Below are 23,364 nucleotides of genomic sequence, written 5' to 3' on the forward strand. Positions count from 1 at the left end.
ATTACCTGAAGGTGGACGGCGCTCCAAAACGGGTATGGGGCCGGAGGATCACGGGGAGTTCGGCCAGCGAGGCGATCCGGCGCAGGCCGGTGAGCCGATCCGGCACCCCGCCCGGTGCGGCGTCGGGGTCCGGGGCCGTGACGGCCCTCACTCCCCCGCGGTCGATCCAGACCGAGAACATTCCCGCGTCGGCCGCGCCCTGTCCGTCGATCTCCGGGTGGTCCCCGACGTACGCGACCTGGTGCGGCGGCAGCTCCAGGGCCTCGCAGGCCGCGTGGAACGCCTCCGCCGCGGGCTTCGAGACACCCAGCTCGGCCGCGCAGAGCACGGACTCGAACCGGTCCCGTACACCGAGAACGCGCAGCTTGCGGTCCTGGACGCGGATGCTGGAGTTGGACAGCACGGCGTGGCGGTGGCTGCCGGCCAGGGTGTCGAGGACGGGCAGGACGTCCGGGAAGAGCGCCCAGGCCGCCTCGTAGTGCCCGAGATACCGGAGGAACCAGTCCTCCGCCTCCGGGTCGGTGAGGGGCTTGCCCAGAAAGGCCCGCACCCGGTCCCGGCGGCCCTCCTCCCAGCCCACCTCACCCGCCGCGTACCTCGCCCACTGCTGGTCGGTGAGGTCGCGCCAGTGGCCGAGGGCCTGCTCGACGGAGGCGTATCCGTCGAGCAGGCCCTCGGCTGCGAGATGTCCGCGCATACCGGCCCGGTCGGCCGTGGTGTAGTCGAAGATCGTGTCGTCCACGTCCCAGACCACGGCTCTGATCGTCATGTCCCGACGGTACCGGCAGCGCGGGCCCGGCTGGGGGTTCGGGGGTCATCCCCCGAAGAACGCAGTGTCCACGTCCCGGACCACGGCTGCGCGAGCGGCGAGGTGGGGACGCCTGCGGTGACGATCGCCACCTGGCCCTGGGCGGTGAGGTAGGCGACGTTGCCGCCGAAGCGGTCGACGGCCCAGCGGCCGGTGTTGCCGCCGGTGTTCTGGTCCATGGCGGGCAGCACGGCCGCGGTCCGGGTGGTCGCCGTACCGGTGTGGAAGTCCGTGAGCAGCAGCTCGTGGGTGGTGCGGTTCTCACGGACGAGGTAGCCGTCGGCGAGCCGGGACGGGCCGGCCGGGACCGTGATGTTCCGGCCCGTGGCCCGGTCGTGGACACCGGCGGGTCCTGCGCTGCCGCAGTTCCAGTAGAGCCAGGTGTTGACGGCCTGGATCTCGCTGGGGGTGCAGTGGGCGCCGGTGTTCACGGTGGCGACGTTCCGCTTGGCCTTGAGGTCGTACGCGACGACGCTGTCCTGGGTGGTGCCGGGGGTCCACAGGCGCTGGCCCCAGACCGCGGCGGCGCTGCGGGTACGGTCGAGCGCGGTCTCCCCGTCGGCTCCGCGGGGGAAGTCGGCGATCTTCTGGGTGGCGGGGGTTCCGCCGTTGTAGAGGACACAGCGGCCGGTGCCGGTGCCGATGCGGCCGCCGGCGGAGCCGGTGGGTTCGGTGAAGAAGGTGTCGGTGTCCCCGGCGACGTGCACTGACTCCTTGCCGTCCGAGTTGGTGTGGAGGTAGGCGAAGCGGCCGTCGCCGAGGGCCTCCAGTTGGGGGCAGGCAGCGTCGCCGCCGAGACACGGCGACGAGTCGGCATACGGGCTGCGGCGATCCTGCGGGCCGGCGGGCCGGCGGGCTTCCCTGCCGTGTCCAGCGGAACGGCGTACGCGGCGTCCCATCCGACGTTGGTCGCGTTGCCGAACATCAGCAGTTCGCCACCGGCGAGCATCAGTCCGTCCACCCTGGCGCGGCCGGGCGGCACGGTGAACACCGGCTGGGCCGAGACGTCCCCGTCGACGGTGGGCAGGACGCGGTACACGTGCCGGTCGCTGTTCGACTTCCCGGAGTCGGCGACCAGGCCGCCGTCGGTGGTCACCTTGTACGTCCCGTCCGCGTGGTCGAGGACCGTGCGCCTGGCACCGGTGACGAGTGAGACGGCGGTGAGCGCCAGATCGGCGTCCGAGGAGGTGAACTCGGGGTTGCCGCCGAGGATCTGGTCGCCCACGACCCCGAGGGCGTTGTAGGGGAAGCTGACCGTGGCAGGTTCGGTGCCGGGCGCCGAGTCCACCCGGATCGCCTTCCTGTTCACCACGACCCAGCGGTCGCTGAAGGTGATCACCGGTTCGGTGCCGACGCCCCCGACGTACGTACGGAACGTGCCGTCCGCGAGATCGACGAGACCCACCGGGATAGCGCCCTCCAGGGTGTAGGCGACGGCGAGGCGGCGGACCGAGCCGCCGGTCACGTACGGGCCAGGTGGGCTGGGCACCGGGCGGCAGGCCGGTGACCGGGAGATCGGTGGTCGTGCCGTCGGCGGCGGCGCGCAGGACGTGCAGGACGTGCAGGGCGCCGTCGGCGTCCTGGGTGAGCACGCTCCAGCCCGACATGGCCCTGTACGTCTGGCCCGCCGGGATCGTGACGGTGGCGGTCGCGCCGGTGGAGCGGTGCGGTGGCGTTACCGCGGGGAGGCGCAGGTCAGGTTGCCGGAGCGGAGACGGCCCGGGCGGCGGATGCCGTAGCGTGGTGGGCCCACCGAGTGAGAGACCGAGCTGCAGCCGTGACCGAGTACCGCGTCCAGTTCACCGTCGAGGCCCGCACGACGTTCGACGCCCTGCCCGGAGAGCGCCGAGCCCAGTTGGACAAGGCGGTGCGCATACTGGCTCGTGACCCGTTCCGCAAGAACTCAACCGCCCAGCTGGGTCCGGACGAGCATCTGCGCAAGGCCTACGTAGCCCCTGGCGTGAAGCTGGAGTACATGGTGGCCGGCGCGATCATGGTCGTCGTGGTACTTGAGATCTTCGACGAGAGCGCGTATCTGATCGACGAGAACGACGCCGTCTGACGAACGTCGTGAGGGGCGGCCCCCGCCATCCGGGGGGGCCGCCCCTCACGCATGCTCGAGCTACACGGTCAGCTTCGCCAGCGCCGCGTCGATACGGGCCAGCGTCTTCTCCTTGCCCAGGATCTCCAGGGACTCGAAGAGCGGCAGGCCGATCGTGCGGCCCGTGACGGCGACGCGGACCGGGGCCTGCGCCTTGCCCAGCTTGAGGCCGTGCTCCTCGCCGGCGGCCAGGACGGCCTCCTTGAGGGAGTCGGGCGAGGACCAGTCGGCCGCGTCCAGCTTCTCGCGGGCCGTGCGGAGCAGCGCGTCGCTGCCCTCCTTCATGGCCTTCGTCCAGGACGCCTCGTCGAAGGCCGGCTCCGGCAGGAACAGGAAGTCGACGTTGTCCGTGATCTCGGAGAGGACCTTGAGGCGGGTCTGGGCGTGCGGGGCGATCGCGTCCCAGGCGGCCTGGTCGAAGTCCTCCGGCGCCCAGGGCGCGAAGGGGGCCTTCAGCCAGGGGGCGCAGCGCTCGGCGAAGTCCTTCGCGTCGAGCAGGCGGATGTGGTCGGCGTTGATCGCCTCGGCCTTCTTGAGGTCGAAGCGGGCCGGGTTCGGGTTCACGTCCGTCACGTCGAAGGCCGCGACCATCTCGTCCATCGTGAAGATGTCCTGGTCGGCGGAGAGCGACCAGCCGAGCAGGGAGAGGTAGTTGAGCAGGCCCTCGGGGAGGAAACCGCGCTCCCTGTAGAGGTTCAGCGAGGACTGCGGGTCGCGCTTGGAGAGCTTCTTGTTGCCCTCGCCCATCACGTACGGCAGGTGTCCGAAGGCGGGCACCGACTTGGCGATGCCCAGCTCGGTGAGCGCCTTGTAGAGGGCGACCTGGCGGGGGGTGGAGGAGAGCAGGTCCTCGCCGCGCAGGACGTGGGTGATCTCCATCAGGGCGTCGTCGACGGGGTTCACGAGCGTGTAGAGCGGGGCTCCGTTGGCTCGTACGATCCCGTAGTCCGGCACGTTCTCCGGGAGGTACGTGATCTCGCCGCGGACCAGGTCCGTGAAGGTGATCGTCTCGTCGGGCATGCGGAAGCGGACGATGGGCGTGCGGCCCTCCGCCTTGTAGGCCTCGGTCTGCTCGGCGGTCAGCTCGCGGCAGTGGCCGTCGTAGCCGGACGGCCTGCCGGCGGCGCGGGCGGCGTCGCGGCGGGCGTCCAGCTCCTCCGTGGAGCAGTAGCAGTGGTAGGCGTGGCCCGCTTCGAGGAGCTTGGCCGCCACATCGCGGTAGATGTCCATCCGCTGTGACTGGCGGTACGGCTCGTGCGGGCCGCCGACCTCGGGGCCCTCGTCCCAGTCGAAGCCCAGCCAGCGCATCGAGTCGAGCAGCTGGCCGTACGACTCCTCGGAGTCGCGGGCCGCGTCGGTGTCCTCGATGCGGAAGACCAGCGTGCCCTCGTTGTGCCGGGCGAACGCCCAGTTGAACAGGGCGGTGCGGACCAGGCCCACGTGGGGGTTACCGGTGGGCGAAGGGCAGAAACGGACGCGTACGGGGGAGCCGGGTGCGCTAGCCACGCTTGACAACCTTGTTGGTGAGAGTGCCGATGCCTTCGATGGTGACGGCGACCTCGTCGCCGACAGTGAGCGGGCCGACCCCCGCGGGGGTGCCCGTGAGGATCACGTCGCCGGGGAGCAGCGTCATGGCCTCGGTGATGTTGACGATCAGGTCCTCGACGGAGTGGATCATCTCGCTGGTGCGGCCCAGCTGGCGCTGTTGGCCGTTGACCGTGCACATGATGGTCAGGTCGGACGGGTCGAGGTCCGTCTCCACCCAGGGGCCGAGCGGGCAGGAGGAGTCGAAGCCCTTGGCCCGCGCCCACTGCTTCTCGCGCTTCTGGACGTCACGTGCGGTGACGTCGTTGGCGCAGGTGTAGCCAAGGATGACGTCCTTGACCCGCTCACGCGGGACCTCGCGGCACATCCGGCCGATGACGACGGCCAGCTCGGCCTCGTGGTGCACCTCGTTGGAGAAGGAGGGGTACGCGATCTCGTCGCCGGGGCCGATCACCGAGGTGGACGGCTTGAAGAAGGCGAACGGGGCGTCGGGCACCTCGTTGCCCATCTCCCTGGCGTGCTCCGCGTAGTTGCGGCCGAAGGCCACGACCTTGTTGGGGAGCATGGGCGGCAGGAGCCGGACCCTCGTTTTTGAATCAGAAGGGGCCAGCGGGACCTTCGTGCCGGAGAGCTCGAAGTCCGTGAACGGATGGCCCTTGATGATGTCGAGCACGAGCCCGTCGGTCGACCCAGGAGGGCTCTCGCCCTCGACCGCGCCGAACGCGACGTTGCCGTCGATGGAGAACCTGGCGATGCGCACGAGATGCCTGCGCCCCTCACTGAGCTGGCTGGAGTCTGAGGCTCCAGGCTAACTCGGGAGAGGGGCGCGACCTCGCGGAACTGCTGTGGGCGGGGCGTGGGACGGTTACTCCGCCGCCATGGCGGCGACCGGGGCGTCCATCAGGATCGTGCGCCGGGGGTTGGCGGTCTGTGCGGGGAGCTCGACGGAGTGCTCCTGCTGCTCCGGCGTCCGCAGTTCTTCGGCGTCCTCGAGGTGCGCCAGTGTCGTGCGTCGCGGGTTGGCTATGTTGAGGAACATCATCGTCGTCTTCATCTGCGGTTTCGGACCCTGTCGGTACGGGCGCCGGGCGGCTTCGGGAACCGCCGCGCGGGCGCGGGTTGTCGGATTTGCCATCCCTGTAAAGCGTCAGGCTAAACATGCGCTTCCCTGTGGAACGCGTGAAGGCGGCGTGATCGTCGTGTGAGTTTCCTCACTCACAGGTAGGCAATCCGGTCAATACGGACTCTCAACTCCCGCCACCGAAACGGACATTGCCTAACCGAAGCCCCTATTCCGCTCCTGATCATGGCGACTGGGACACCGCTTACGGGCGAATGACTCGTGCACCTGTGTCCGATATAAACGGAATCGCTTTCCACGTGCCGTAACACCGCCTTCACTAGGTGTCACGATGGTCACAGCATGACCCATGGGCCTTGTTGGAGATCCGGCACTGTGCTGGAATTCCACGGAACCGCCGCGGGATCGAACCGGCGCGCAAGGGGCGCGAACGCAGCGCCGAGTGGCGGCGGGGAGGGGGGCCTGCGCCGGTCACTCACGACCACACATGGGGGCGCGTTCAGGGCGCTCCCAAGACGCCGACACCGTCTCGCCGTTCACGCGGAGAGGCGCCTGGTCCAGAGGTTGCGACGCTAGTGCAGGGACGTTTCAAGAGGGATGGCAGCGCTTCGGCGGAGCCGGAGCCGCACGGCGGGACCGGCACCGGTTCCTCGCCCCAGCACGCCCAGAACCAAGGACCGACACGGGCCGGCGACGGGGGTGAGCGCTCTTCGCGCCCCGGTGCGCCCAAGGGTGCCCAGGGCAAGGGCGGCCCGACCGCGGTGACCGGTGGCCCCGGCGCACCGCCCGCCGCACCGCCCAAGGCCAAGAACCCCAGTGGCCCCGGCTCGCGAATAGCTCTGCGCAACTGGCGCATCTCCACGCGCCTGGTGTCACTGCTCGCGCTGCCCGTGGTCGCCGCCACCTCGCTGGGTGCCCTGCGCATCAGCGACACGATGGACGAGATCCAGCAGCTCGAGAACATGAAGCTGCTGACCGACATGACCAAGCAGGCGACCCAGCTCGCCGTCGCACTCCAGGAGGAGCGCGACAAGTCGGCCGGTCCGCTCGCCAACGGCACGAAGGCGTCCGACTTCACCGTCAAGGGCGTCCGCGACAAGACGGACCGTGCGCGCGCCGCCTTCATGGACGGCACCCACGAGCTCGACGACGCGGGCAACGGCGAGAACCTCGACGGCGTCCGGGACAACGTGGTGGCCATCGCCACCCAGCTGAACACCCTGAGCGGCATCCGCAACAACGCCTTCCAGGACGAGAACAACTCCTCCCAGTCGGTCGAGGCGTACCACCGGCTGATCGAGCAACTGCTCGGCCTCTCCCAGGACATGGCCCAGGCGACCAGCAACCCGGAGATGATCCAGCGCACGCGCGCCCTGGCCGCCTTCTCCACGGCCAAGGAGTACGCGTCCATCCAGCGCGCGGTCATCGCCGCGGCCCTGCCGGCCACCGACGCGACGTACGGCAAACTCTCCGAGAACGACCGGCAGTACGGCCTCTCGGCCTTCGAGAACCAGAAGGCCGAACTCACCAGCTTCGCCAGCATCTACGAGGGCAACGCCGCCAAGCTCACCAAGGCGCTCGACGAGCCGAGCCCGACCATCAAGGAAGCCGACAGCTACGCGGAGCGCGTGCTCAAGCGGGAGAACGGTCTCCAGCTGCGCGACAAGCGCTCGTACCTGGACTGGGTGGACGCCGACTCCGCCAGGTACCAGCAGATGTCGAACATCGAGCTCACGCTGCTCAACGAGATGGAGCAGAAGGCCCGCGAGCTGCGCAACGAGGCCGAGCAGGAAGCGATCATCTCCGGTGCGCTGATCCTGCTGGTGCTCGGTGTCTCGCTGGTCGGCGCCTTCGTGGTGGCCCGCTCCATGATCCGCTCGCTGCGCCGCCTCCAGGACACCGCGACGAAGGTCGCCCAGGACCGACTGCCCGAACTGGTCAAGCAGCTCTCCGAGTCCGACCCGCAGGACGTCGACACGTCCGTCGAGTCGGTCGGTGTGCACTCCAAGGACGAGATCGGCCAGGTGGCCGCGGCCTTCGACGACGTGCACCGCGAGGCCGTACGACTCGCCGCCGAGCAGGCCCTCCTGCGAGGCAACGTCAACGCGATGTTCACCAACCTCTCGCGCCGCTCCCAGGGCCTCATCCAGCGTCAGCTGTCGCTCATCTCCGAACTGGAGTCCCGCGAGGCCGACCCGGACCAGCTGTCCTCGCTGTTCAAGCTCGACCACCTCGCGACCCGCATGCGCCGTAACGGCGAGAACCTCCTCGTCCTCGCCGGTGAAGAGCCCGGCCGCCGCTGGACCCGTCCGGTCCCGCTGGTCGACGTGCTCCGTGCCGCCGCCTCCGAGGTGGAGCAGTACGAGCGCATCGAGCTGTCGGCCGTGCCCTCCACCGAGGTCGCAGGCCGCGTCGTCAACGACCTCGTGCACCTGCTCGCCGAGCTGCTGGAGAACGCCACGTCGTTCTCCTCCCCGCAGACCAAGGTCAAGGTCACCGGTCACGCGCTGCCCGACGGCCGTGTACTGATCGAGATCCACGACACCGGTATCGGCCTCTCGCCCGAGGACCTCGCGGCGATCAACGAGCGGCTCGCCTCGCCGCCCACCGTGGACGTCTCGGTCTCCCGCCGCATGGGTCTGTTCGTCGTCGGCCGGCTGTCCCAGCGCCACGGCATCCGGATCCAGCTCCGCCCGTCCGACTCCGGTGGTACGACCGCGCTGGTCATGCTGCCCGTCGATGTCGCCCAGGGCGGCAAGAAGGTTCCGGGCAACAAGCAGGGCCAGGGCGTTCCGAACGGCGGCGGCCCCGCCGCCGCGCAGGCCGCGGCCGGTGTCGCGGCGGCCCGTCGGGGCGGCGCCGGTGGCGGTCCCGCCCTCGGCGCGGGTGCTCCCACCGGCGGCAACGGCGGACGGCTCAACGCCCCTCCGCAGCGCGGCCAGGTCGGTGCCGGCACCGGAGCGCGTGCCGCGCTGCCCAGGCCGGACGCGGGCGGTCGCCCGGGCGGACCGGGCGGATCGCGTGGCCCCCAGCAGCCCCCGCAGGGCAGGCCGGCACCGGCCGGTGCCGGTGCCCCGCAGGGCTTCAACGACTTCGGCAACAACGACTCCGGTCGGCAGGACGCGTTCGGCGGCGGACGTCAGGACACGATGGGCGGCAACAACCGCGGCCCCGTGCCCCCGCAGCCCCAGCAGCGTCCGACCGGTGGCGACCAGGGCCGTCGTCCCCCTCAGCAGCCGCAGCTGCCGCCGCGCGGTGGTCCGCGTGCCGAGCTGCCCGGCGGCAACCCGCAGCCGCGGGTGCCCAGCTGGAGCGACGACAACGCGCAGCCGCCGGTGCCGCGTTCCTCGATGGACGCCCCGCGCGGCCACGAGGAGCCGGACGCCACCTCGCAGATGCCGCGGATCAACGACCGGCAGGGCCCGGCTTCCACGTCGGAGTTCCCGCGGATCGACGACCGTCAGGGTGCCGGTGCCACGGGCGAGTACCCGCGGCCCGACCACGACGCCCAGGGTTCCGGCGCGGGTGCGCCGCAGAGCAACGGACAGTTCGTCCGCCCGGACGTCTTCGGTACGCCGAATCCTTCCGGCGCCGGCCAGAACCCGTCCGCGGGCGGCCAGTACAACCGCCAGGACCCCGCCTCCACCGGCCAGTTCTCGATGCCCGGCTACGACGGTGGTCCCACCGGTCAGTACGCGGCACCGGGTCAGGACGTTCAGCAGAGCCACACCGGCCAGTTCCCGGCGCCGAACCACGGCGAGCGGCAGGGCGGCGGCACCGGGCAGTTCGAGCGTCCCGGCGCCAATGGCACGAACGGCACCAACGGCTCCCGCCCCCAGCGTCCGCAGTCGCGTCGGCGTCCCGCGCTCCCCCCGGAGCCCGAGGCGCTGCCGCCGGCGACGGGTCCCGGTGACGGGCGTACGCCGCTGTACGACACCCTGGAGACCAACTGGTTCAACCAGGCCCAGGCCGGCAACGGCGAGCAGGCACCGCAGCAGCAGCCCGCACAGGCTGCCGCTCCCGCGGCCCCGCAGCGTCCGGCGCCCGCCGCATCAGGGTCCGCCTCCTGGCGGACCACCCCCAATGACGAACTCGGCCGGCAGGCCGAGCGGGTACGCCAGCCCTCCGCGGGTGGCGTGACCGTCTCGGGTCTGCCGCGCCGGGTCCCCCGCGCGAACCTCGTCGCGGGGACGGCTCAGCAGCAACAGCACCAAACCGGTCCGCAGGTCTCGCGTGCGCCCGATGACGTACGCGGCCGGCTGACCAATCTTCGTAGGGGCATCCAGCAAGGCCGGCAGGCCGGCAACGGCCAGACCGGCAGCTTCCCCAGCCCCACTCACCAGCAGGAGCGTTAGTTGAGCCAGATGAGCCAGGCGGCACAGAACCTCAACTGGTTGATCACCAACTTCGTTGACAACACCCCCGGGGTGTCCCACACCGTCGTCGTTTCCGCCGACGGACTCCTTCTGGCGATGTCCGAGGGCTTTCCGCGCGACCGCGCCGACCAGCTCGCGGCCGTCGCCTCCGGACTCACCTCACTCACGGCCGGTGCCTCCCGGATCTTCGAGGGCGGCACCGTCGCCCAGACGGTCGTCGAGATGGAACGCGGCTTCCTTTTCCTGATGTCGGTCTCGGACGGATCGTCCCTCGCGGTCCTCTCCCACCCGGACTGCGACATCGGCCTTGTCGGATACGAGATGGCTCTGCTTGTCGACCGTGCGGGTGCGGTGCTCACGCCGGATCTGCGGGCCGAACTTCAGGGCAGCCTGCTTCACTAGTCAGGTTTTACGTACGTCCGAATTTCACCGAACGTCCGCACAATCCGTCGGCCGCCCTCCCCCCACCGGCCCCGTCAGACGGCACGACTGACCGACCTGCTGTCCCGCCCGGAGGATCAATGACCCCGCCCACCGCCTCTCATGATCCGTACGCACAGCCGTACGAGGATGAGGGCGACCAGCCGCTGGTACGTCCGTACGCGATGACCGGCGGCCGGACCCGGCCGCGCTACCAGCTCGCCATAGAGGCACTGATCAGCACCACGGCCGACCCGGCGCAGCTGATGGGGCTCCTCCCGGAGCACCAGCGGATCTGCCACCTCTGCCGTGAGGTGAAGTCGGTGGCCGAGGTGTCGGCCCTGCTGTCCATGCCCCTGGGCGTGGCACGGATTCTCGTCGCGGACCTCGCGGAGGCCGGACTCGTCGCGATCCACCAGCCCGGTGGCGACGAGAGCAATGGCGGCGCCCCGGACGTGACACTGCTCGAAAGGGTGCTCAGTGGACTTCGCAAGCTCTGACGGAGGTCGGGCGACCACCTCCGCGAAGATCGTGGTGGCGGGTGGCTTCGGCGTCGGAAAGACCACGTTCGTGGGTGCCGTCTCCGAGATCAACCCGCTGCGCACCGAGGCCGTCATGACGTCCGCCTCGGCGGGCATCGACGACCTCACCCACACCGGGGACAAGACGACGACCACCGTCGCCATGGACTTCGGCCGTATCACCCTGGACCAGGACCTGATCCTGTACCTGTTCGGCACGCCCGGCCAGGACCGTTTCTGGTTCATGTGGGACGACCTGGTACGCGGCGCGATCGGCGCCGTCGTGCTCGTGGACACCCGTCGTCTCGCCGACTGCTTCCCCGCGGTCGACTACTTCGAGAACAGCGGACTGCCGTTCGTCATAGCCCTGAACGGCTTCGACGGACACCAGCCGTACACCCCCGACGAGGTCCGCGAGGCCCTGCAGATCGGCCCGGACGCCCCGATCATCACGACGGACGCCCGCCACCGCGCGGACGCCAAGAGCGCGCTGATCACCCTGGTCGAGCACGCCTTGATGGCTCGTCTGCGCTAGGTATCGTCGTGCGAAGGGCTATGTCCTGGCAGGCCTGGCACACAAGTTGGCAACGCCGTACGGCAGTTGTCGTAGACGCACTGGAGCCGGCTGTGTCGTTTGACACGGTCGGCCTTGGTGTTCATAACGTTTCGACAGAGATATCGAGTGGTACCGACACGCGTCGCGGTCGTCTGATGCCGCTGTGCTCACAAAAGCCCCGCCTTTTGGCGGGGCTCGCTCTTTATGACCGTTTTATCTAGGGCTTACATCACTCGGAACCCTTGGTTCCGAGTGTTTGGACGAGCACACCCTGACGTGCTGGAATGCCAGAACTGCCCAGTAGTAAGGGCCGGAAGACACACGCGGCACGACGAAGGTGCACACGCCGAGAGGTTGTTGGTCGAGTGAGGCGTAGCAAGAACGGTCCCGAGCCGTCGGCACGGGGCAACTTCACCCCGCCGCCGCGCGGAGCGGCACCCGCACATGTGTCCGGCTCGGAGCCGGCGGCCCCACCCCCGAAGAGCGGCGGACGTCTGTCCCCGCGCAACTGGCGTGTGCCGACCAGGCTGAACGCCATTCTGCTCATACCCGTGATCGTCGGGCTCGTCATGGGCGGCTTCCAGGTGAAGAGCTCCATCGACACCTGGCAGGAGGCCCAGGACGCGGAGAAGGTCGCCAAGATCGTCGACGCGGCCGGGCAGTACGCCGAGGCGCTCCTCAACGAGCGCGACGTCTCCGCCCAGCCGCTGCTGGAGGGCGACCGCGACAACGCGACGGTCAAGCAGGCCCGTGCCTTCACGGACGAGAAGCAGGACGCGTTCCACAAGGAAGTCGTCGGGATGCCGTCCGGCCAGGGCCTGGAGCGCCGGCTGAATCTGGTGGAGCAGGCCGAGCCGACGCTGACCCAGCTGCGCAAGGCCGCCTTCACCACCGCGATGGACCCGACGAAGACCGAAGAGGGCTACGTCACCGTCGAGCACCTCCTCATGGAGTTCTCGAACGAGCTGGGCCTCGGCACGGGCAACATCACGAGCTACGGCCGTACCGTGTACGCCGTCGCCCTGTCGAAGGGTGCCGCCTCGCTGCAGCGCTCGATCGGCATGCACCTCCTGGTGAAGCCCAGCAGCAACGAGAAGATCTTCAGGCAGCAGGTCACGGCCTTCACGTCGTACGCCTACCTCGAGAACGTGGCCGTCCAGGAGTACGTCTCCGGCGGTACGGCGCAGGACGCCGCGCGTCTCAAGCAGGTCATGGCCGAGAAGGAGGCCGACGGCAAGAAGCTCGCCGCCGAGGCCAAGAGCAAGACCGAGGCCGCCGGCGGTACCTACAAGGCCCCGCCCTCCATGACCGGCATGATCCAGGCCATCGCCACCGGTGCCTCACCCAGCGACCTGGCCCAGCAGGGCGTCACGCCCGAGACCTGGATGGCGGCCTCCACCCTCAAGTTCGACGGCTACAGCGAGGTCGAGCAGGAGCTCATCAACCGGGCGGTGAGCGACGCGGGCGACATCGCCACCGATGCCCAGCGCGACGCCTTCGTCAACGGCGCCATCGTCATCGTGGCCCTGCTCGCCGCCTTCATCATCGCCGGCCTCATGGCCCGCCAGATGAGCCGCTCGATGCGCCAGCTGCGCAACGCGGCCTTCGGTGTCGCCGAGCAGCGCCTGCCGATGCTGGTCGACCAGCTCTCGCGCACCGACCCGGGACGTGTCGACACCCGGGTCACCCCCATCCCGATCACCACCACGGACGAGATCGGCGAAGTCGCCCGCGCCTTCGACCAGGTCCACCGCGAGGCCGTACGACTGGCCGCCGAGCAGGCCCTGCTCCGTGGAAACATCAACGCGATCTTCACCAACCTGTCGCGCCGCAACCAGTCGCTGATCGAGGGCCAGCTGACCCTGATCACCGAGCTGGAGAACAACGAGGCCGACCCGGACCAGCTGGAGAACCTCTTCCGCCTGGACCACCTCGCGACCCGCATGCGCCGCAACGGCGAGAACCTCCTGGTCCTCGCCGGCGAGGAGCCGGGCCGCCGCTGGGACCAGCCGGTCCCGCTGGTCGACGTGCTGCGCGCCGCCTCCTCCGAGGTGGAGCAGTACGAGCGCATCGAGCTGTCGGGCGTACCGGAGGCCGAGATCCACGGCCGCGCGGTCACCGACCTCGTGCACCTGCTCGCCGAGCTCCTAGAGAACGCCACCACGTTCTCCTCGCCGCAGACGAAGGTCCGCGTCACCGCGACCCGTCTTCCGGACGGCCGCATCATGGTCGAGATCCACGACAAGGGCATCGGCCTCACCGCCGAGGACTTCGCGGACATCAACCACAAGCTGGCCAACCCGCCGACCGTCGACGCCGCGATCTCGCAGCGCATGGGTCTGTTCGTGGTCGGCCGGCTGTCCGACCGGCACGGCATCCGCGTCCAGCTGCGCCCCTCGGGCGAGCAGGCCGGTACGACCTCGCTCGTCATGCTGCCCGACATCATCACGCACGGTGGTGGTGGCGAGACGGCACCGCAGCGCGACGAGTTCACCGTCTCGCAGATCATCCCGGAGCAGCAGCCCTTCGGCGGCGAGGAGTTCCAGAGCGGCGGCCAGTCGATGCGTACGGCCGCCGAGCTGGGCTTCGACGACAGCCGCTACGCCGAGGTCCCGGACGACATACGCGAGCTGGACCCCGTGGGCCGTTCGCTGATGCGTGAGGAGCGCCGGGCGGCCCTGGAGGCCCAGACGCACGGCGAGCTGGAGGGCGGGGCCCCGTCGTTCAGCGACGAGTTCAACCCGCAGCAGGGCTACGACAACGGTCAGCAGGCCTTCGACAACGGGGCCGCGGCGTACGACAACGGAGCGGCCGCGTACAGCGAGGCGCCCGCGTACGACCAGCAGACGCCGTACGAGGAGCCGCAGCAGGCGTCGTACGACGAGACGTACTTCCCGGCCAACGGCGGGTACCCGGAAACCGCCTATGCGGAGCCCGTCCAGGAGGAGCCGCAGCCGGCCCACGCTCCCGCGCGGGACACGTTCTCGGCCTTCGAAGAGCAGTCCTACCAGGACGACTGGCCGCAGCAGGACACGTACCAGAACGGCTACCGTTCCGAGTACGCTCCCGAAGCGGAACCCGTGCAGGCCGCTGACGTGGCCGAGCAGGACCGCGTAGGCTTCGAGCGTCCGGGAACGGCCTCTCCCGCCGCCCACGCGCTGACCGACGCCGGGCTTCCGCGCCGCGGATCCACCGACGCCGGGCTTCCCCGCCGCGGCTCCACCGCGAGCGCGGGCGGCAAGCAGTCCGTGGGCCAGGAATCGCCGGCTCCCTTCGGCGGCGGCAACGACGGCAACTCAAGCGGCGGCAAGGGCGACTGGCGGTCGAACAACGACCAGATGTGGCAACGCGCCGAGCAGCTCAAGAAGCCCAAGGCGGGCGGGGTCACCTCCTCCGGCCTGCCGAGGCGTGTACCCAAGGCCAATCTGGTCGAGGGCACCGCGGAATCGACCCCACAGGGCGGCCCCCAGGTCTCCCGCGCTCCTGAGGACGTCCGGGGCAGGCTGAGCAACCTGCGCCGAGGGGTCCAGAGGGGGCGTAACGCAGGAAGCGAAACGAACGGCCAGGGCTTCGGTCCTGACAGCACCTACAACCAGGAGCGTTAGTGTGAGCCCGATGAGCCAGGCGGCGCAGAACCTGAACTGGTTGATCACCAACTTCGTGGACAACACCCCCGGGGTGTCGCACACGGTGGTGGTCTCCGCCGACGGACTCCTTCTGGCGATGTCCGAAGGGTTCCCGCGTGACCGTGCCGACCAGCTGGCGGCCGTCGCGTCGGGTCTCACCTCGCTGACCGCGGGCGCGTCCCGCATCTTCGAGGGCGGGAGCGTGAATCAGACGGTTGTGGAGATGGAGCGGGGATTCCTGTTCATCATGTCCATTTCCGATGGATCGTCGCTCGCAGTACTTGCACATCCGGAAGCGGACATCGGTCTCGTCGGGTACGAGATGGCCCTTCTGGTGGACCGTGCCGGTACGGTCCTGACGCCTGATCTGCGTGCGGAGCTCCAGGGGAGCCTTCTCAACTAGCAGACAAGCGATGCGTTTTGGCGTCCCGTGGCCTTAAGGTTTCGGGACGCGGCTCCACATTGATGGGCCCGGCACAGTCGGAGGAGGAGAAAGTGGCAACACCCCCAGGCGGTTCGTCTTCGGGCAACTGGTCCTATGGCCCTGGCCAGGGCCAGGGCGGGAACGACTCGCCGAACCGGTACAACTTCCCCTCCGCACCGTCTCCGCGGCGCCAACAGCCCTACGCACCCCAGGGTCCCGGGCCCTCCCCGTACGACCAGCCGCCGGCGCCGCGCATCCAGCCCGTGCAGCCGCAGCGGCGCTCTCCCGAACCGTCGCCCGCGGGGGGCGCCAGCAACCCGCTGGTCCGCCCCTACGCCATGACGGGCGGCCGCACCAGGCCTCGGTATCAGCTCGCCATCGAGGCACTGGTGCACACCACCGCGCAGCCGCACCAGATGCAGGGCCAGCTGCCCGAGCATCAGCGGATCTGCAACCTCTGCCGGGAGATCAAGTCGGTGGCCGAAATCTCGGCCCTCCTGACGATCCCTCTCGGCGTGGCCAGGATCCTCGTCGCCGACTTGGCGGAGGCGGGCCTGGTCGCCATCCATCAGCCCGGCGGCGACGAGAACGCCGGCGGTCAGCCAGACGTGACTTTGCTCGAAAGGGTGCTCAGTGGACTTCGCAAGCTCTAGCGGAGGGCCTTCCCGCTCCACCACGTCCGCGAAGATCGTGGTGGCGGGCGGCTTCGGCGTGGGCAAGACCACGTTCGTCGGGGCCGTCTCGGAGATCAACCCGCTGCGTACCGAGGCCGTCATGACGTCCGCCTCGGCGGGCATCGACGACCTCACCCACACGGGAGACAAGACCACCACCACGGTGGCCATGGACTTCGGCCGTATCACCCTGGACCAGGACCTGATCCTGTACCTGTTCGGTACGCCCGGCCAGGACCGTTTCTGGTTCATGTGGGACGACCTGGTACGCGGCGCGATCGGCGCGATCGTCCTGGTCGACACCCGCCGTCTCGCCGACTGCTTCCCCGCGGTCGACTACTTCGAGAACAGCGGACTGCCGTTCGTGATCGCCCTGAACGGCTTCGACGGCAACCAGCCGTACAACCCGGACGAGGTCCGGGAGGCGCTCCAGATCGGGCCCGACACCCCGATCATCACCACGGACGCCCGCCACCGCGCGGACGCCAAGTCGGCGCTCATCACGCTGGTGGAGCATGCGCTGATGGCGCGCCTGCGGTAGGCCTGCGGCACTCAGCCGTACGAAGGGGGCCCCTTCCTTTTGGGAGGGGCCCCCTTTGTGTTCGGCCCCGGGTACGTCTTCGGCTGCGGGCACGCCGTGGTTGCCCGCGCAGTTCCCCGCACCCCTTAAAAGCACCGGTCCGCCCCTTGGTCTTTTAGGGGCGCGGGGAACTGCGCGAGCGCAACCACAGGCAACCCGCACCCTACGAACGAACCCGCGTCCAGGCACACGAGAAAGGGCCCCCTCCGCCGGGAGGGGGCCCTTCACATACGCCTGAGCGGCGCAGCCTATCCGTGCCAGCTGTGCGGGGCGCGGAAGCCCGGCTCGCGTTCCAGTCGGCGCCAGCCTGCCTTCGCGCGGCCTCGGTGGGTCGGGGCCGCCGCCGGGGCGGAGGCGGCGCGGGCCAAGAGGATGGCCGTGATGGCGGCGACTTCCTCGGGCTCGGCGTGGCCCTTCTCGACGCGAATATCAGGGATGTCCATGTGTGTGAGTCTCCGTGAGAGAGGGGTCCGCGGGGTTGCCGCGATGGGTCCGTCGAGTTACTACTGCGGCGGGTTTCCGTGCTTGCGGGAGGGCAGGTCGGCGTGCTTCGTACGCAGCATCGCGAGGGAGCGGATAAGTACCTCGCGGGTCTCGGCGGGGTCGATGACGTCGTCGACCAGACCGCGTTCGGCCGCGTAGTAGGGGTGCATCAGCTCGGACTTGTACTCCTTGACCATGCGGACGCGCATCGCCTCGGGGTCCTCGGCCTCGGCGATCTGCCGACGGAAGATGACGTTCGCGGCGCCCTCGGCGCCCATCACGGCGATCTCGTTGGTGGGCCACGCGTAGGTGAGGTCCGCGCCGATGGACTGGCTGTCCATGACGATGTACGCGCCGCCGTAGGCCTTGCGCAGGATCAGTGAGATCCGCGGCACGGTCGCGTTGCAGTAGGCGTAGAGGAGCTTCGCGCCGTGGCGGATGATGCCGCCGTGCTCCTGATCGACACCCGGAAGGAAGCCGGGTACATCCAGCAGCGTGACGATCGGGATGTTAAAAGCGTCGCACATCTGGACGAAACGCGCAGCTTTCTCCGACGCCTCGATGTCCAGCACCCCGGCCAGGCTCTGCGGCTGGTTGGCGACGATGCCCACCACCTGGCCGTCGAGACGGGCGAGAGCGCAGATGATGTTGCGGGCCCAGCGCTCGTGGATCTCCAGGTAGTCGCCGTCGTCGACGAGTTCCTCGATGACCTTGGTCATGTCGTACGGACGGTTGCCGTCCGCCGGGACCAGGTCCAGCAGCACGTCCGAGCGGCGGTCGGCCTCGTCCTCGGAGTGGGTCACCGGGGGGTTCTCGCGGTTGTTCTGCGGAAGCATCGACAGGAGGTAGCGGACCTCCGCGATGCACGTCTCCTCGTCGTCGTACGCGAAGTGCGCCACCCCGGACGTCTCGGCGTGCACGTCGGCGCCGCCCAGGCCGTTCTGGGTGATCTCCTCGCCGGTGACCGCCTTGACGACGTCAGGGCCAGTGATGAACATCTGCGAGGTCTCGCGGACCATGAACACGAAGTCCGTCAGGGCCGGGCTGTAGGCCGCGCCGCCCGCGCACGGACCGAGCATCACGGAGATCTGCGGGATCACACCGGAGGCGCGCGTGTTGCGCTGGAAGATGCCGCCGTAACCGGCGAGCGCGCTGACGCCCTCCTGGATCCGGGCGCCCGCACCGTCGTTCAGCGAGACCAGCGGGGCACCGGCCGCGATGGCCATGTCCATGATCTTGTGGATCTTCGTGGCGTGGGCCTCGCCCAGCGCGCCGCCGAAGATCCGGAAGTCGTGCGCGTACACGAAGACCGTGCGGCCCTCCACCGTGCCCCAGCCGGTGATCACACCGTCCGTGTACGGCTTCTTGGCCTCCAGGCCGAACCCGGTCGCCCGGTGCCGGCGCAACTGCTCGACCTCGTTGAACGAGCCGGCGTCCAGCAGAAGCTCGATCCGCTCCCGGGAGGTCAGCTTGCCCTTGGCGTGCTGCGCCGCGGTCGCCTTGTCACTGGGTCCGCGAAGAGCCTCCGCACGGATCGCGTGCAGTTCGGCCACGCGCCCGCGGGCGTCGGTGGGTTCGCCTGCCGAGGATCCGGTCTCGTCCAAAACGGTCATGTAGCGACCTTACGAAGCCCACCAAGGAAAGCGGGCCGTCGACTCCGTACAGTCTCCGGCCCGTTTTACTGGTACCCCTGAACAGAACCACGACCGCATGCAGGCGATCCGACTGCTCAGGGGGCGTGTGGCTTGTAGGGGTCGCACAAAGCCGTCAGCTGAGAGCCACCTCACATTCATGCGTGGCGCATGCCATCCCCGGAGTGACACGCACCCTCAGACGGCGTCCGGTGGCAAGCACCTCGACGCCGGGACCGGCATGAACGACCCGGCGTACGGGACGGTCCCAGACGATCTCCAGGGCCTCTCCGGTGCGCGGCGGTTCGCTGACGGAGAGGGTAGCGGTGCGGCCGCGACGGCGTACGAGCACGCTCGCGGGGGCCGAGGCGGTGAGCGGGCCCGCCCTGCCCGCCCGCCAGAAGTTGGCGGCGGTCAGGCCCAGGGAAGGCACGGACAGGGCCTGTCGGCCGGAGTCGTTGGCGAGGATCGACAGCCGGCCGGGGTCGGCCGCGCGGTCGGCGACCGTGCGGCGCGAGGCTCCGGGCAGGACCGCGTACGCGTACGTGGCGTCCACCGGGTCCGTGCCATGGTCCAGCCACAGGGTCTGCCAGCGGCGGGTCCGGCGTTCGGCGGTACTGGTGGTGTTGATGTCGGACCAGGCGCCGGTGCGGTCCTCGCGGAGGGTGCGCAGGGCGGACCGGTCCAGGACCACCCAGCCGCCGTGGCCTTCCAGGTGCGCCCACCCGGGGCCCCGTACGAGGGTCTGCGTGCCGCCCTCCCCCAGGTTGCGGTTGTCGACGACCGTCTCGACCGGGACGCCGTCGGTGGCCGTGATGCCCGCGCCCAGGCAGACGATCGTGTCCGCGAGGCAGAACCACGACTTGCGGGCCTTCAGGGTCGACCCGAGGCCCAACAGGTGCTGTCCGACGGCCGCGAACTCCCCGTCCGTCACCCCGCCGACCCAGCGCACGGCGGGCTTGGGCTCGCCCCACTCCCCGCCGGCCCTGTCCGCGAGCCGCTTGGTGGACACGGTCGTGCCGGGGAGCCGGTACCAGTCGACGGTCGGCCAGTACCAGTCTGTGTACTGATCGGCCCGGCCACTCCGGCTCCCCGGACCACCGGCCCACCAGTAGAGCGTTCCGGCGCCCGTGTGCCAGCCGCGCGGGTTCTCGCCGTTGCCGCACTCGTAGTACGCGATCCGGTCGCTCGCCATGGCGATGTTCGCGGTGAAGCCGGGGCGGCGGTGGACGGCCCGGTCCATGGCGGCGAAGAGTCGGTGGCCGACCGGTTCGGGCGCGGCCTCGACCGCCGAGTCCGCGACAGCGTGCAGCCGGGCCAGGTCGCCGACGCCGAACTGGGGTGCCGTCAGAAGCGGTGTGACGGTGTCCCGTTCGATCCAGCCCTTGACGCTCGCGTGCCAGCGCTCGCGCTCCGCCGCGCTCGCGCCCTGGGCAAGGAGCGCGATCGCAGCGATCAGTCCCTGCCCGTGGAAGTGGTCGCTGCGCATGATGTGGCGGTCGTCGAGCTTGAGGTAACCGCGGCTGATGGCACGCCCGTTGACGCTGTCCATCATCAGCCCGTCGTGGATCAGGGGCGCGTAGGCGCCTTCCACGCTGTCGAGGACGATCTGCCTGTTCGTATCGGTCACCTCCCACGTCGAACCGGCCAGCAGCGCGAAGAGGCGGCCGAGTCCGTCGAGCAGGACCTGTCCGTACGTTCCCGAGTACGCGACCCAGGTGTGCTGGACGAACGACCCGTCGGCGTACAGCCCGTCCCCCTTCGTGACGTACGGGAAGACCGGTGAGAGCGCGTCCCGGGCGAGCGCGGTCTTCTCGGGGGCGCGGCCGAGGATGCCGCGCAGGGCGACGGAGCGGCACAGGTCGACGCGGTTGGCGCCGGTCGAGGTGCCCGAGTAGTCGCGGAGCATCGAGTCGGGGATGAAGTGGTCGACGGCGGCGCAGGCGGCGGCGACCTGGGCGGGGGTGAGTTCGCCGTGGAGGGCGGCCACGATGTCCATGAGGAGGCGGGGGCTGCCGATCTGCCACTCCCACCAGTTGCCGTAACGGGTGGTGGAGGGGTTGTAGACGGTGGCGGAGAGGTGGTCGAGGCCGCGGAGGATGTCCGTGCGCAGGCCCGCGTCGCCGGTGGAGCCGGTGCCCTCCTGGACGTACGCCTGCGTCATCGTCCACAGCCGGCTGTAGCTCTGGGTGATGCCTGTCGGCGGGTCATAGGGGTAACCGGGCCAGAGGGAAGTCGCGGTCGGGGCCATGGTCTGCCGGAAGCCCCGGGCCAGTTCGCCGGTCTCGGCGAGGCGGGCGGCGTACGGCTCGGCGGCCGGGTCGTAGCCGGCGCCGAGGGCGATCTCCAGCCAGCGAAGGCGGAGGGTGTCGTATTCGTCGTCGTCGCGGGCCGCGTGGGCGGAAGGGGTGGGCATGAGCGCCGGGCTCGCCGTGAGCGCCGCTGCCAGGAGGAACGTACGGCGGGTGGGGGTCATGCCAGGCGATGGTGCCCGAGGTGTCCGTGTGCTCACCAGAGGGGCAACGGGTGATCTTAGGACTAGACCAATGACAACTGGGTGTAATCGACGCAACACACCAGGCGTTCTGTTGAAACCCGTAAGGAATAGGCCTATGGTCGATGTCGTTGAACGTTAAACAGCTTCGGCGCAAGGCCGGGCTCGTCCCCTCAAGGAGTTAGTCATGGGCCTCTTCGGCAGCAAGGACAAGACCGACACCACCACCGCGGCGCCCGCCGCCGTGAACCCCGACCTTGCCGCCCTCACGGGCGAGTACACGATCGACCCGTCCCACACGACGATCGGCTTCGTCGCCCGTCACGCCATGGTGACGAACGTCAAGGGCGGCTTCCAGGACTTCTCCGGCAGCCTGCACCTCGACGGCGCCGACCCGTCGCAGTCGACGGCTTCCCTCGACGTCAAAATGGAGAGCATCAACACCGGTTCGGCCGACCGTGACGGTCACCTGAAGAGCGCGGACTTCTTCAAGACGGACGAGTTCCCGACGATGACGTTCCGCTCCACCAAGGCGGAGGCCCTCGGTGGCGACGACTACCGCATCACCGGTGACCTGACGATCCTCGGCACCACCCAGCAGCTCGCCATCGACCTGGAGTTCAACGGCTCCGCGAAGGACCCGTTCGGCAACGAGCGCGTCGGTTTCGAGGGCAAGGCGGAGATCCTGCGCTCCGAGTGGGGCCTCACCTGGAACGCGGCGCTGGAGACCGGTGGCGTGCTCGTCTCCGACAAGATCAAGCTGAACTTCGACATCTCGGCGATCAAGAACGCCGACTGATCGGGTTCGGGATTCCTTCCGGCAACTGACTGATCTCTGAGCGCGCCCGTCGTCCGGCTTCCCTGGTTTTCCTGGGAGCGGGAGGCGGGCGCTCAGGTGTGTCAGGGGCGTGTCGGGGTCCGGTCCGGGGCGCGTCGGGGTCCGGTCCGGGGCGCGTCGGGGGTTCCGGTTCATGGCCCCGGGTCGTACGTTCTTCCTCGGCCGGGCGGAAGGCGATCAGCCGGTCGGAGGGCCACGGATCGTCACGGGACCGAGGAAGGGCCGCGTGGACAGCGACAGCGACAGCCACAGCGACAGCGACAGCGACAGCGACAGCGACAGCGACAGGCGCGAACGGGCGGAACGCTTCGTCGAGTTGCATCGGGAGGGCTGCTTCCTGCTCCCCAACGCGTGGGACGTCGGAAGTGCGCGGATCCTGGAGTCGGCCGGCTTTCCCGCCGTGGCGACCACGAGCGCGGGGGTCGCGTTCTCCCTCGGACGCCCGGACCACGACTTCTTCGCCGAGCAGGCACCGGAGGAGGGCCGCGTCGACCGCGAGACGATGATGCGCCGGGTCCACGAGATCGCCGACGAGGTCGGGGTGCCGCTGAGCGCGGACCTGGAGGACGGATACGGCGAGGCGCCCGAGACCGTGGCGACCACGATCTCGCTGGCGCTCAAGGCGGGAGCCGCGGGCGGCAACATCGAGGACTTCACCGGCGACCGTGCCCGGCCGCTCTACGACACTGCGCTCGGAGAGGACCGTATCCGCGCCGCCCGGGCCGCCGTCGACTCCGCCGGTGAGCCGTTCGTCCTGGTCGGCCGGACCGACGCGCTGCTGGTCGGCGGTTCGCTCGACGAGTGCGTACGGCGGGCCAACGCGTATCTGGCGGCCGGCGCGGACTGCGCGTTCGTGCCGGGTGCCGGCGACGCCGCGACCATCGGCACGCTGGTGCGCGAACTCGACGGTCCGCTCAACGTGGTCATGGGACTCACCGGCAACGCGCTCTCGCTGGACGACCTGCGCGCGCTCGGAGTGCGGCGGGTCACGGTCGGCGGCAGCATCGCCCGCACGATGTACCGCCATCTGCTGCGCGCCGCACGGGAGTTGGCCGACCACGGCACGTTCGCGTACGCCGACGACCAGATCTCCCAGACGGACCTCAACGACCTCTTCCGGCACGGGGGCGGGCAGCCCGGGGTCTAGGACCTGTCGGAACCAGGTCCTGGGGTCTGTCGGAACCAGGTCTTGGGGCCTGTCGGCAC

General features: G+C 69.7%; 21 protein-coding genes. 13 read left to right on the top strand and 8 right to left on the bottom strand.

Going from position 1 to position 23,364, the window contains the following annotated elements; genetic code table 11:
- Position 1 precedes the first annotated feature (1 nt).
- Together ACZ5VQ_RS34105 and ACZ5VQ_RS34110 are read right to left on the bottom strand one after the other, a co-directional pair.
- Entirely contained in the window at positions 2-769 is a 768-nt protein-coding gene (locus tag ACZ5VQ_RS34105) for an HAD family hydrolase (RefSeq protein ID WP_469108323.1), read from the bottom strand.
- Positions 766-1,707 carry a hypothetical protein gene (locus ACZ5VQ_RS34110; RefSeq protein ID WP_469108324.1) on the bottom strand — a complete coding sequence of 314 codons (942 nt, stop codon included), beginning with the start codon at positions 1,705-1,707 and terminating at the stop codon, positions 766-768. The genes ACZ5VQ_RS34105 and ACZ5VQ_RS34110 overlap by 4 nt, the downstream gene beginning before the upstream one ends.
- Positions 1,708-1,722: 15 nt before the next feature.
- Here ACZ5VQ_RS34110 and ACZ5VQ_RS34115 point away from each other — a divergent pair, with 15 nt between their 5' ends.
- The 3 genes from ACZ5VQ_RS34115 (at position 1,723) to ACZ5VQ_RS34125 (ending at position 2,870) form a co-directional block, all read left to right on the top strand.
- On the top strand, positions 1,723-2,052 hold the full coding sequence (locus ACZ5VQ_RS34115) for a hypothetical protein (RefSeq protein WP_469108325.1): 330 nt from the start codon (positions 1,723-1,725) through the stop codon (positions 2,050-2,052).
- A 12-nt stretch (positions 2,053-2,064) separates the two neighbouring features.
- A complete protein-coding gene (locus ACZ5VQ_RS34120; protein WP_469108326.1) occupies positions 2,065-2,238 on the top strand; it encodes a hypothetical protein in 174 nt (57 codons plus the stop codon).
- A gap of 347 nt (positions 2,239-2,585) precedes the next feature.
- A complete protein-coding gene (locus ACZ5VQ_RS34125; protein ID WP_469108327.1) occupies positions 2,586-2,870 on the top strand; it encodes a type II toxin-antitoxin system RelE family toxin in 285 nt (94 codons plus the stop codon).
- 60 nt (positions 2,871-2,930) lie between these two features.
- Here ACZ5VQ_RS34125 and gltX read toward each other — a convergent pair whose 3' ends face one another.
- The 3 genes from gltX to ACZ5VQ_RS34140 form a co-directional block, all read right to left on the bottom strand.
- The gene (gene gltX, locus ACZ5VQ_RS34130; protein WP_469108328.1) at positions 2,931-4,415 is read right to left on the bottom strand and encodes a glutamate--tRNA ligase; all 1,485 of its coding nucleotides are present in this window, start codon (positions 4,413-4,415) and stop codon (positions 2,931-2,933) included.
- Positions 4,408-5,214: a fumarylacetoacetate hydrolase family protein gene (locus tag ACZ5VQ_RS34135; RefSeq protein WP_398893411.1), complete on the bottom strand. Its 807-nt coding sequence runs from the start codon at positions 5,212-5,214 to the stop codon at positions 4,408-4,410. The genes gltX and ACZ5VQ_RS34135 overlap by 8 nt, the downstream gene beginning before the upstream one ends.
- A 105-nt stretch (positions 5,215-5,319) precedes the next feature.
- Positions 5,320-5,508 (bottom strand): hypothetical protein, encoded by a 189-nt coding sequence (locus tag ACZ5VQ_RS34140; RefSeq protein ID WP_186001304.1) that lies wholly within the window; start codon positions 5,506-5,508, stop codon positions 5,320-5,322.
- A gap of 602 nt (positions 5,509-6,110) precedes the next feature.
- Here ACZ5VQ_RS34140 and ACZ5VQ_RS34145 point away from each other — a divergent pair.
- From ACZ5VQ_RS34145 to ACZ5VQ_RS34180, 8 genes are all read left to right on the top strand, one after another.
- Complete coding sequence (locus ACZ5VQ_RS34145; RefSeq protein WP_469108329.1) at positions 6,111-9,890, top strand: sensor histidine kinase; 3,780 nt, start codon at positions 6,111-6,113, stop codon at positions 9,888-9,890.
- Positions 9,891-9,899: 9 nt separating this feature from the next.
- Complete coding sequence (locus tag ACZ5VQ_RS34150; protein WP_044471908.1) at positions 9,900-10,313, top strand: roadblock/LC7 domain-containing protein; 414 nt, start codon at positions 9,900-9,902, stop codon at positions 10,311-10,313.
- Between the two features lie 119 nt (positions 10,314-10,432).
- On the top strand, positions 10,433-10,831 hold the full coding sequence (locus ACZ5VQ_RS34155; RefSeq protein WP_055614003.1) for a DUF742 domain-containing protein: 399 nt from the start codon (positions 10,433-10,435) through the stop codon (positions 10,829-10,831).
- Positions 10,812-11,387, top strand: coding sequence for a GTP-binding protein (locus ACZ5VQ_RS34160; RefSeq protein WP_055614002.1), 576 nt, complete (start codon positions 10,812-10,814; stop codon positions 11,385-11,387). The genes ACZ5VQ_RS34155 and ACZ5VQ_RS34160 overlap by 20 nt, the downstream gene beginning before the upstream one ends.
- Positions 11,388-11,773: 386 nt before the next feature.
- Positions 11,774-15,013, top strand: a complete 3,240-nt coding sequence (locus tag ACZ5VQ_RS34165) for a sensor histidine kinase (protein WP_469108330.1) — start codon at positions 11,774-11,776, stop codon at positions 15,011-15,013.
- A gap of 10 nt (positions 15,014-15,023) precedes the next feature.
- Positions 15,024-15,437 carry a roadblock/LC7 domain-containing protein gene (locus tag ACZ5VQ_RS34170; RefSeq protein ID WP_033321188.1) on the top strand — a complete coding sequence of 138 codons (414 nt, stop codon included), beginning with the start codon at positions 15,024-15,026 and terminating at the stop codon, positions 15,435-15,437.
- Positions 15,438-15,529: 92 nt separating this feature from the next.
- On the top strand, positions 15,530-16,111 hold the full coding sequence (locus tag ACZ5VQ_RS34175) for a DUF742 domain-containing protein (protein ID WP_055614001.1): 582 nt from the start codon (positions 15,530-15,532) through the stop codon (positions 16,109-16,111).
- Positions 16,092-16,673: a GTP-binding protein gene (locus ACZ5VQ_RS34180; protein ID WP_026248371.1), complete on the top strand. Its 582-nt coding sequence runs from the start codon at positions 16,092-16,094 to the stop codon at positions 16,671-16,673. Before ACZ5VQ_RS34175 ends, ACZ5VQ_RS34180 begins: the two co-directional genes overlap by 20 nt.
- 287 nt (positions 16,674-16,960) lie before the next feature.
- Here the strand turns inward: ACZ5VQ_RS34180 and ACZ5VQ_RS34185 are convergent, their stop codons facing one another.
- From ACZ5VQ_RS34185 to ACZ5VQ_RS34195, 3 genes are all read right to left on the bottom strand, one after another.
- A complete protein-coding gene (locus tag ACZ5VQ_RS34185; protein ID WP_189843606.1) occupies positions 16,961-17,155 on the bottom strand; it encodes an acyl-CoA carboxylase subunit epsilon in 195 nt (64 codons plus the stop codon).
- 60 nt (positions 17,156-17,215) lie between these two features.
- Positions 17,216-18,808 (bottom strand): acyl-CoA carboxylase subunit beta, encoded by a 1,593-nt coding sequence (locus ACZ5VQ_RS34190; RefSeq protein WP_469108331.1) that lies wholly within the window; start codon positions 18,806-18,808, stop codon positions 17,216-17,218.
- A 154-nt stretch (positions 18,809-18,962) separates the two neighbouring features.
- Positions 18,963-21,302, bottom strand: a complete 2,340-nt coding sequence (locus ACZ5VQ_RS34195) for a polysaccharide lyase 8 family protein (RefSeq protein WP_469108332.1) — start codon at positions 21,300-21,302, stop codon at positions 18,963-18,965.
- Positions 21,303-21,507: 205 nt separating this feature from the next.
- On the opposite strand from ACZ5VQ_RS34195, the gene ACZ5VQ_RS34200 reads away from it, so the two are divergent.
- On the top strand, positions 21,508-22,119 hold the full coding sequence (locus ACZ5VQ_RS34200) for a YceI family protein (RefSeq protein ID WP_469108333.1): 612 nt from the start codon (positions 21,508-21,510) through the stop codon (positions 22,117-22,119).
- 265 nt (positions 22,120-22,384) lie between these two features.
- Complete coding sequence (locus ACZ5VQ_RS34205) at positions 22,385-23,305, top strand: isocitrate lyase/PEP mutase family protein (protein WP_469108334.1); 921 nt, start codon at positions 22,385-22,387, stop codon at positions 23,303-23,305.
- Positions 23,306-23,364 lie beyond the last annotated feature (59 nt).

Source organism: Streptomyces sp. NPDC033178 (assembly GCF_055577685.1).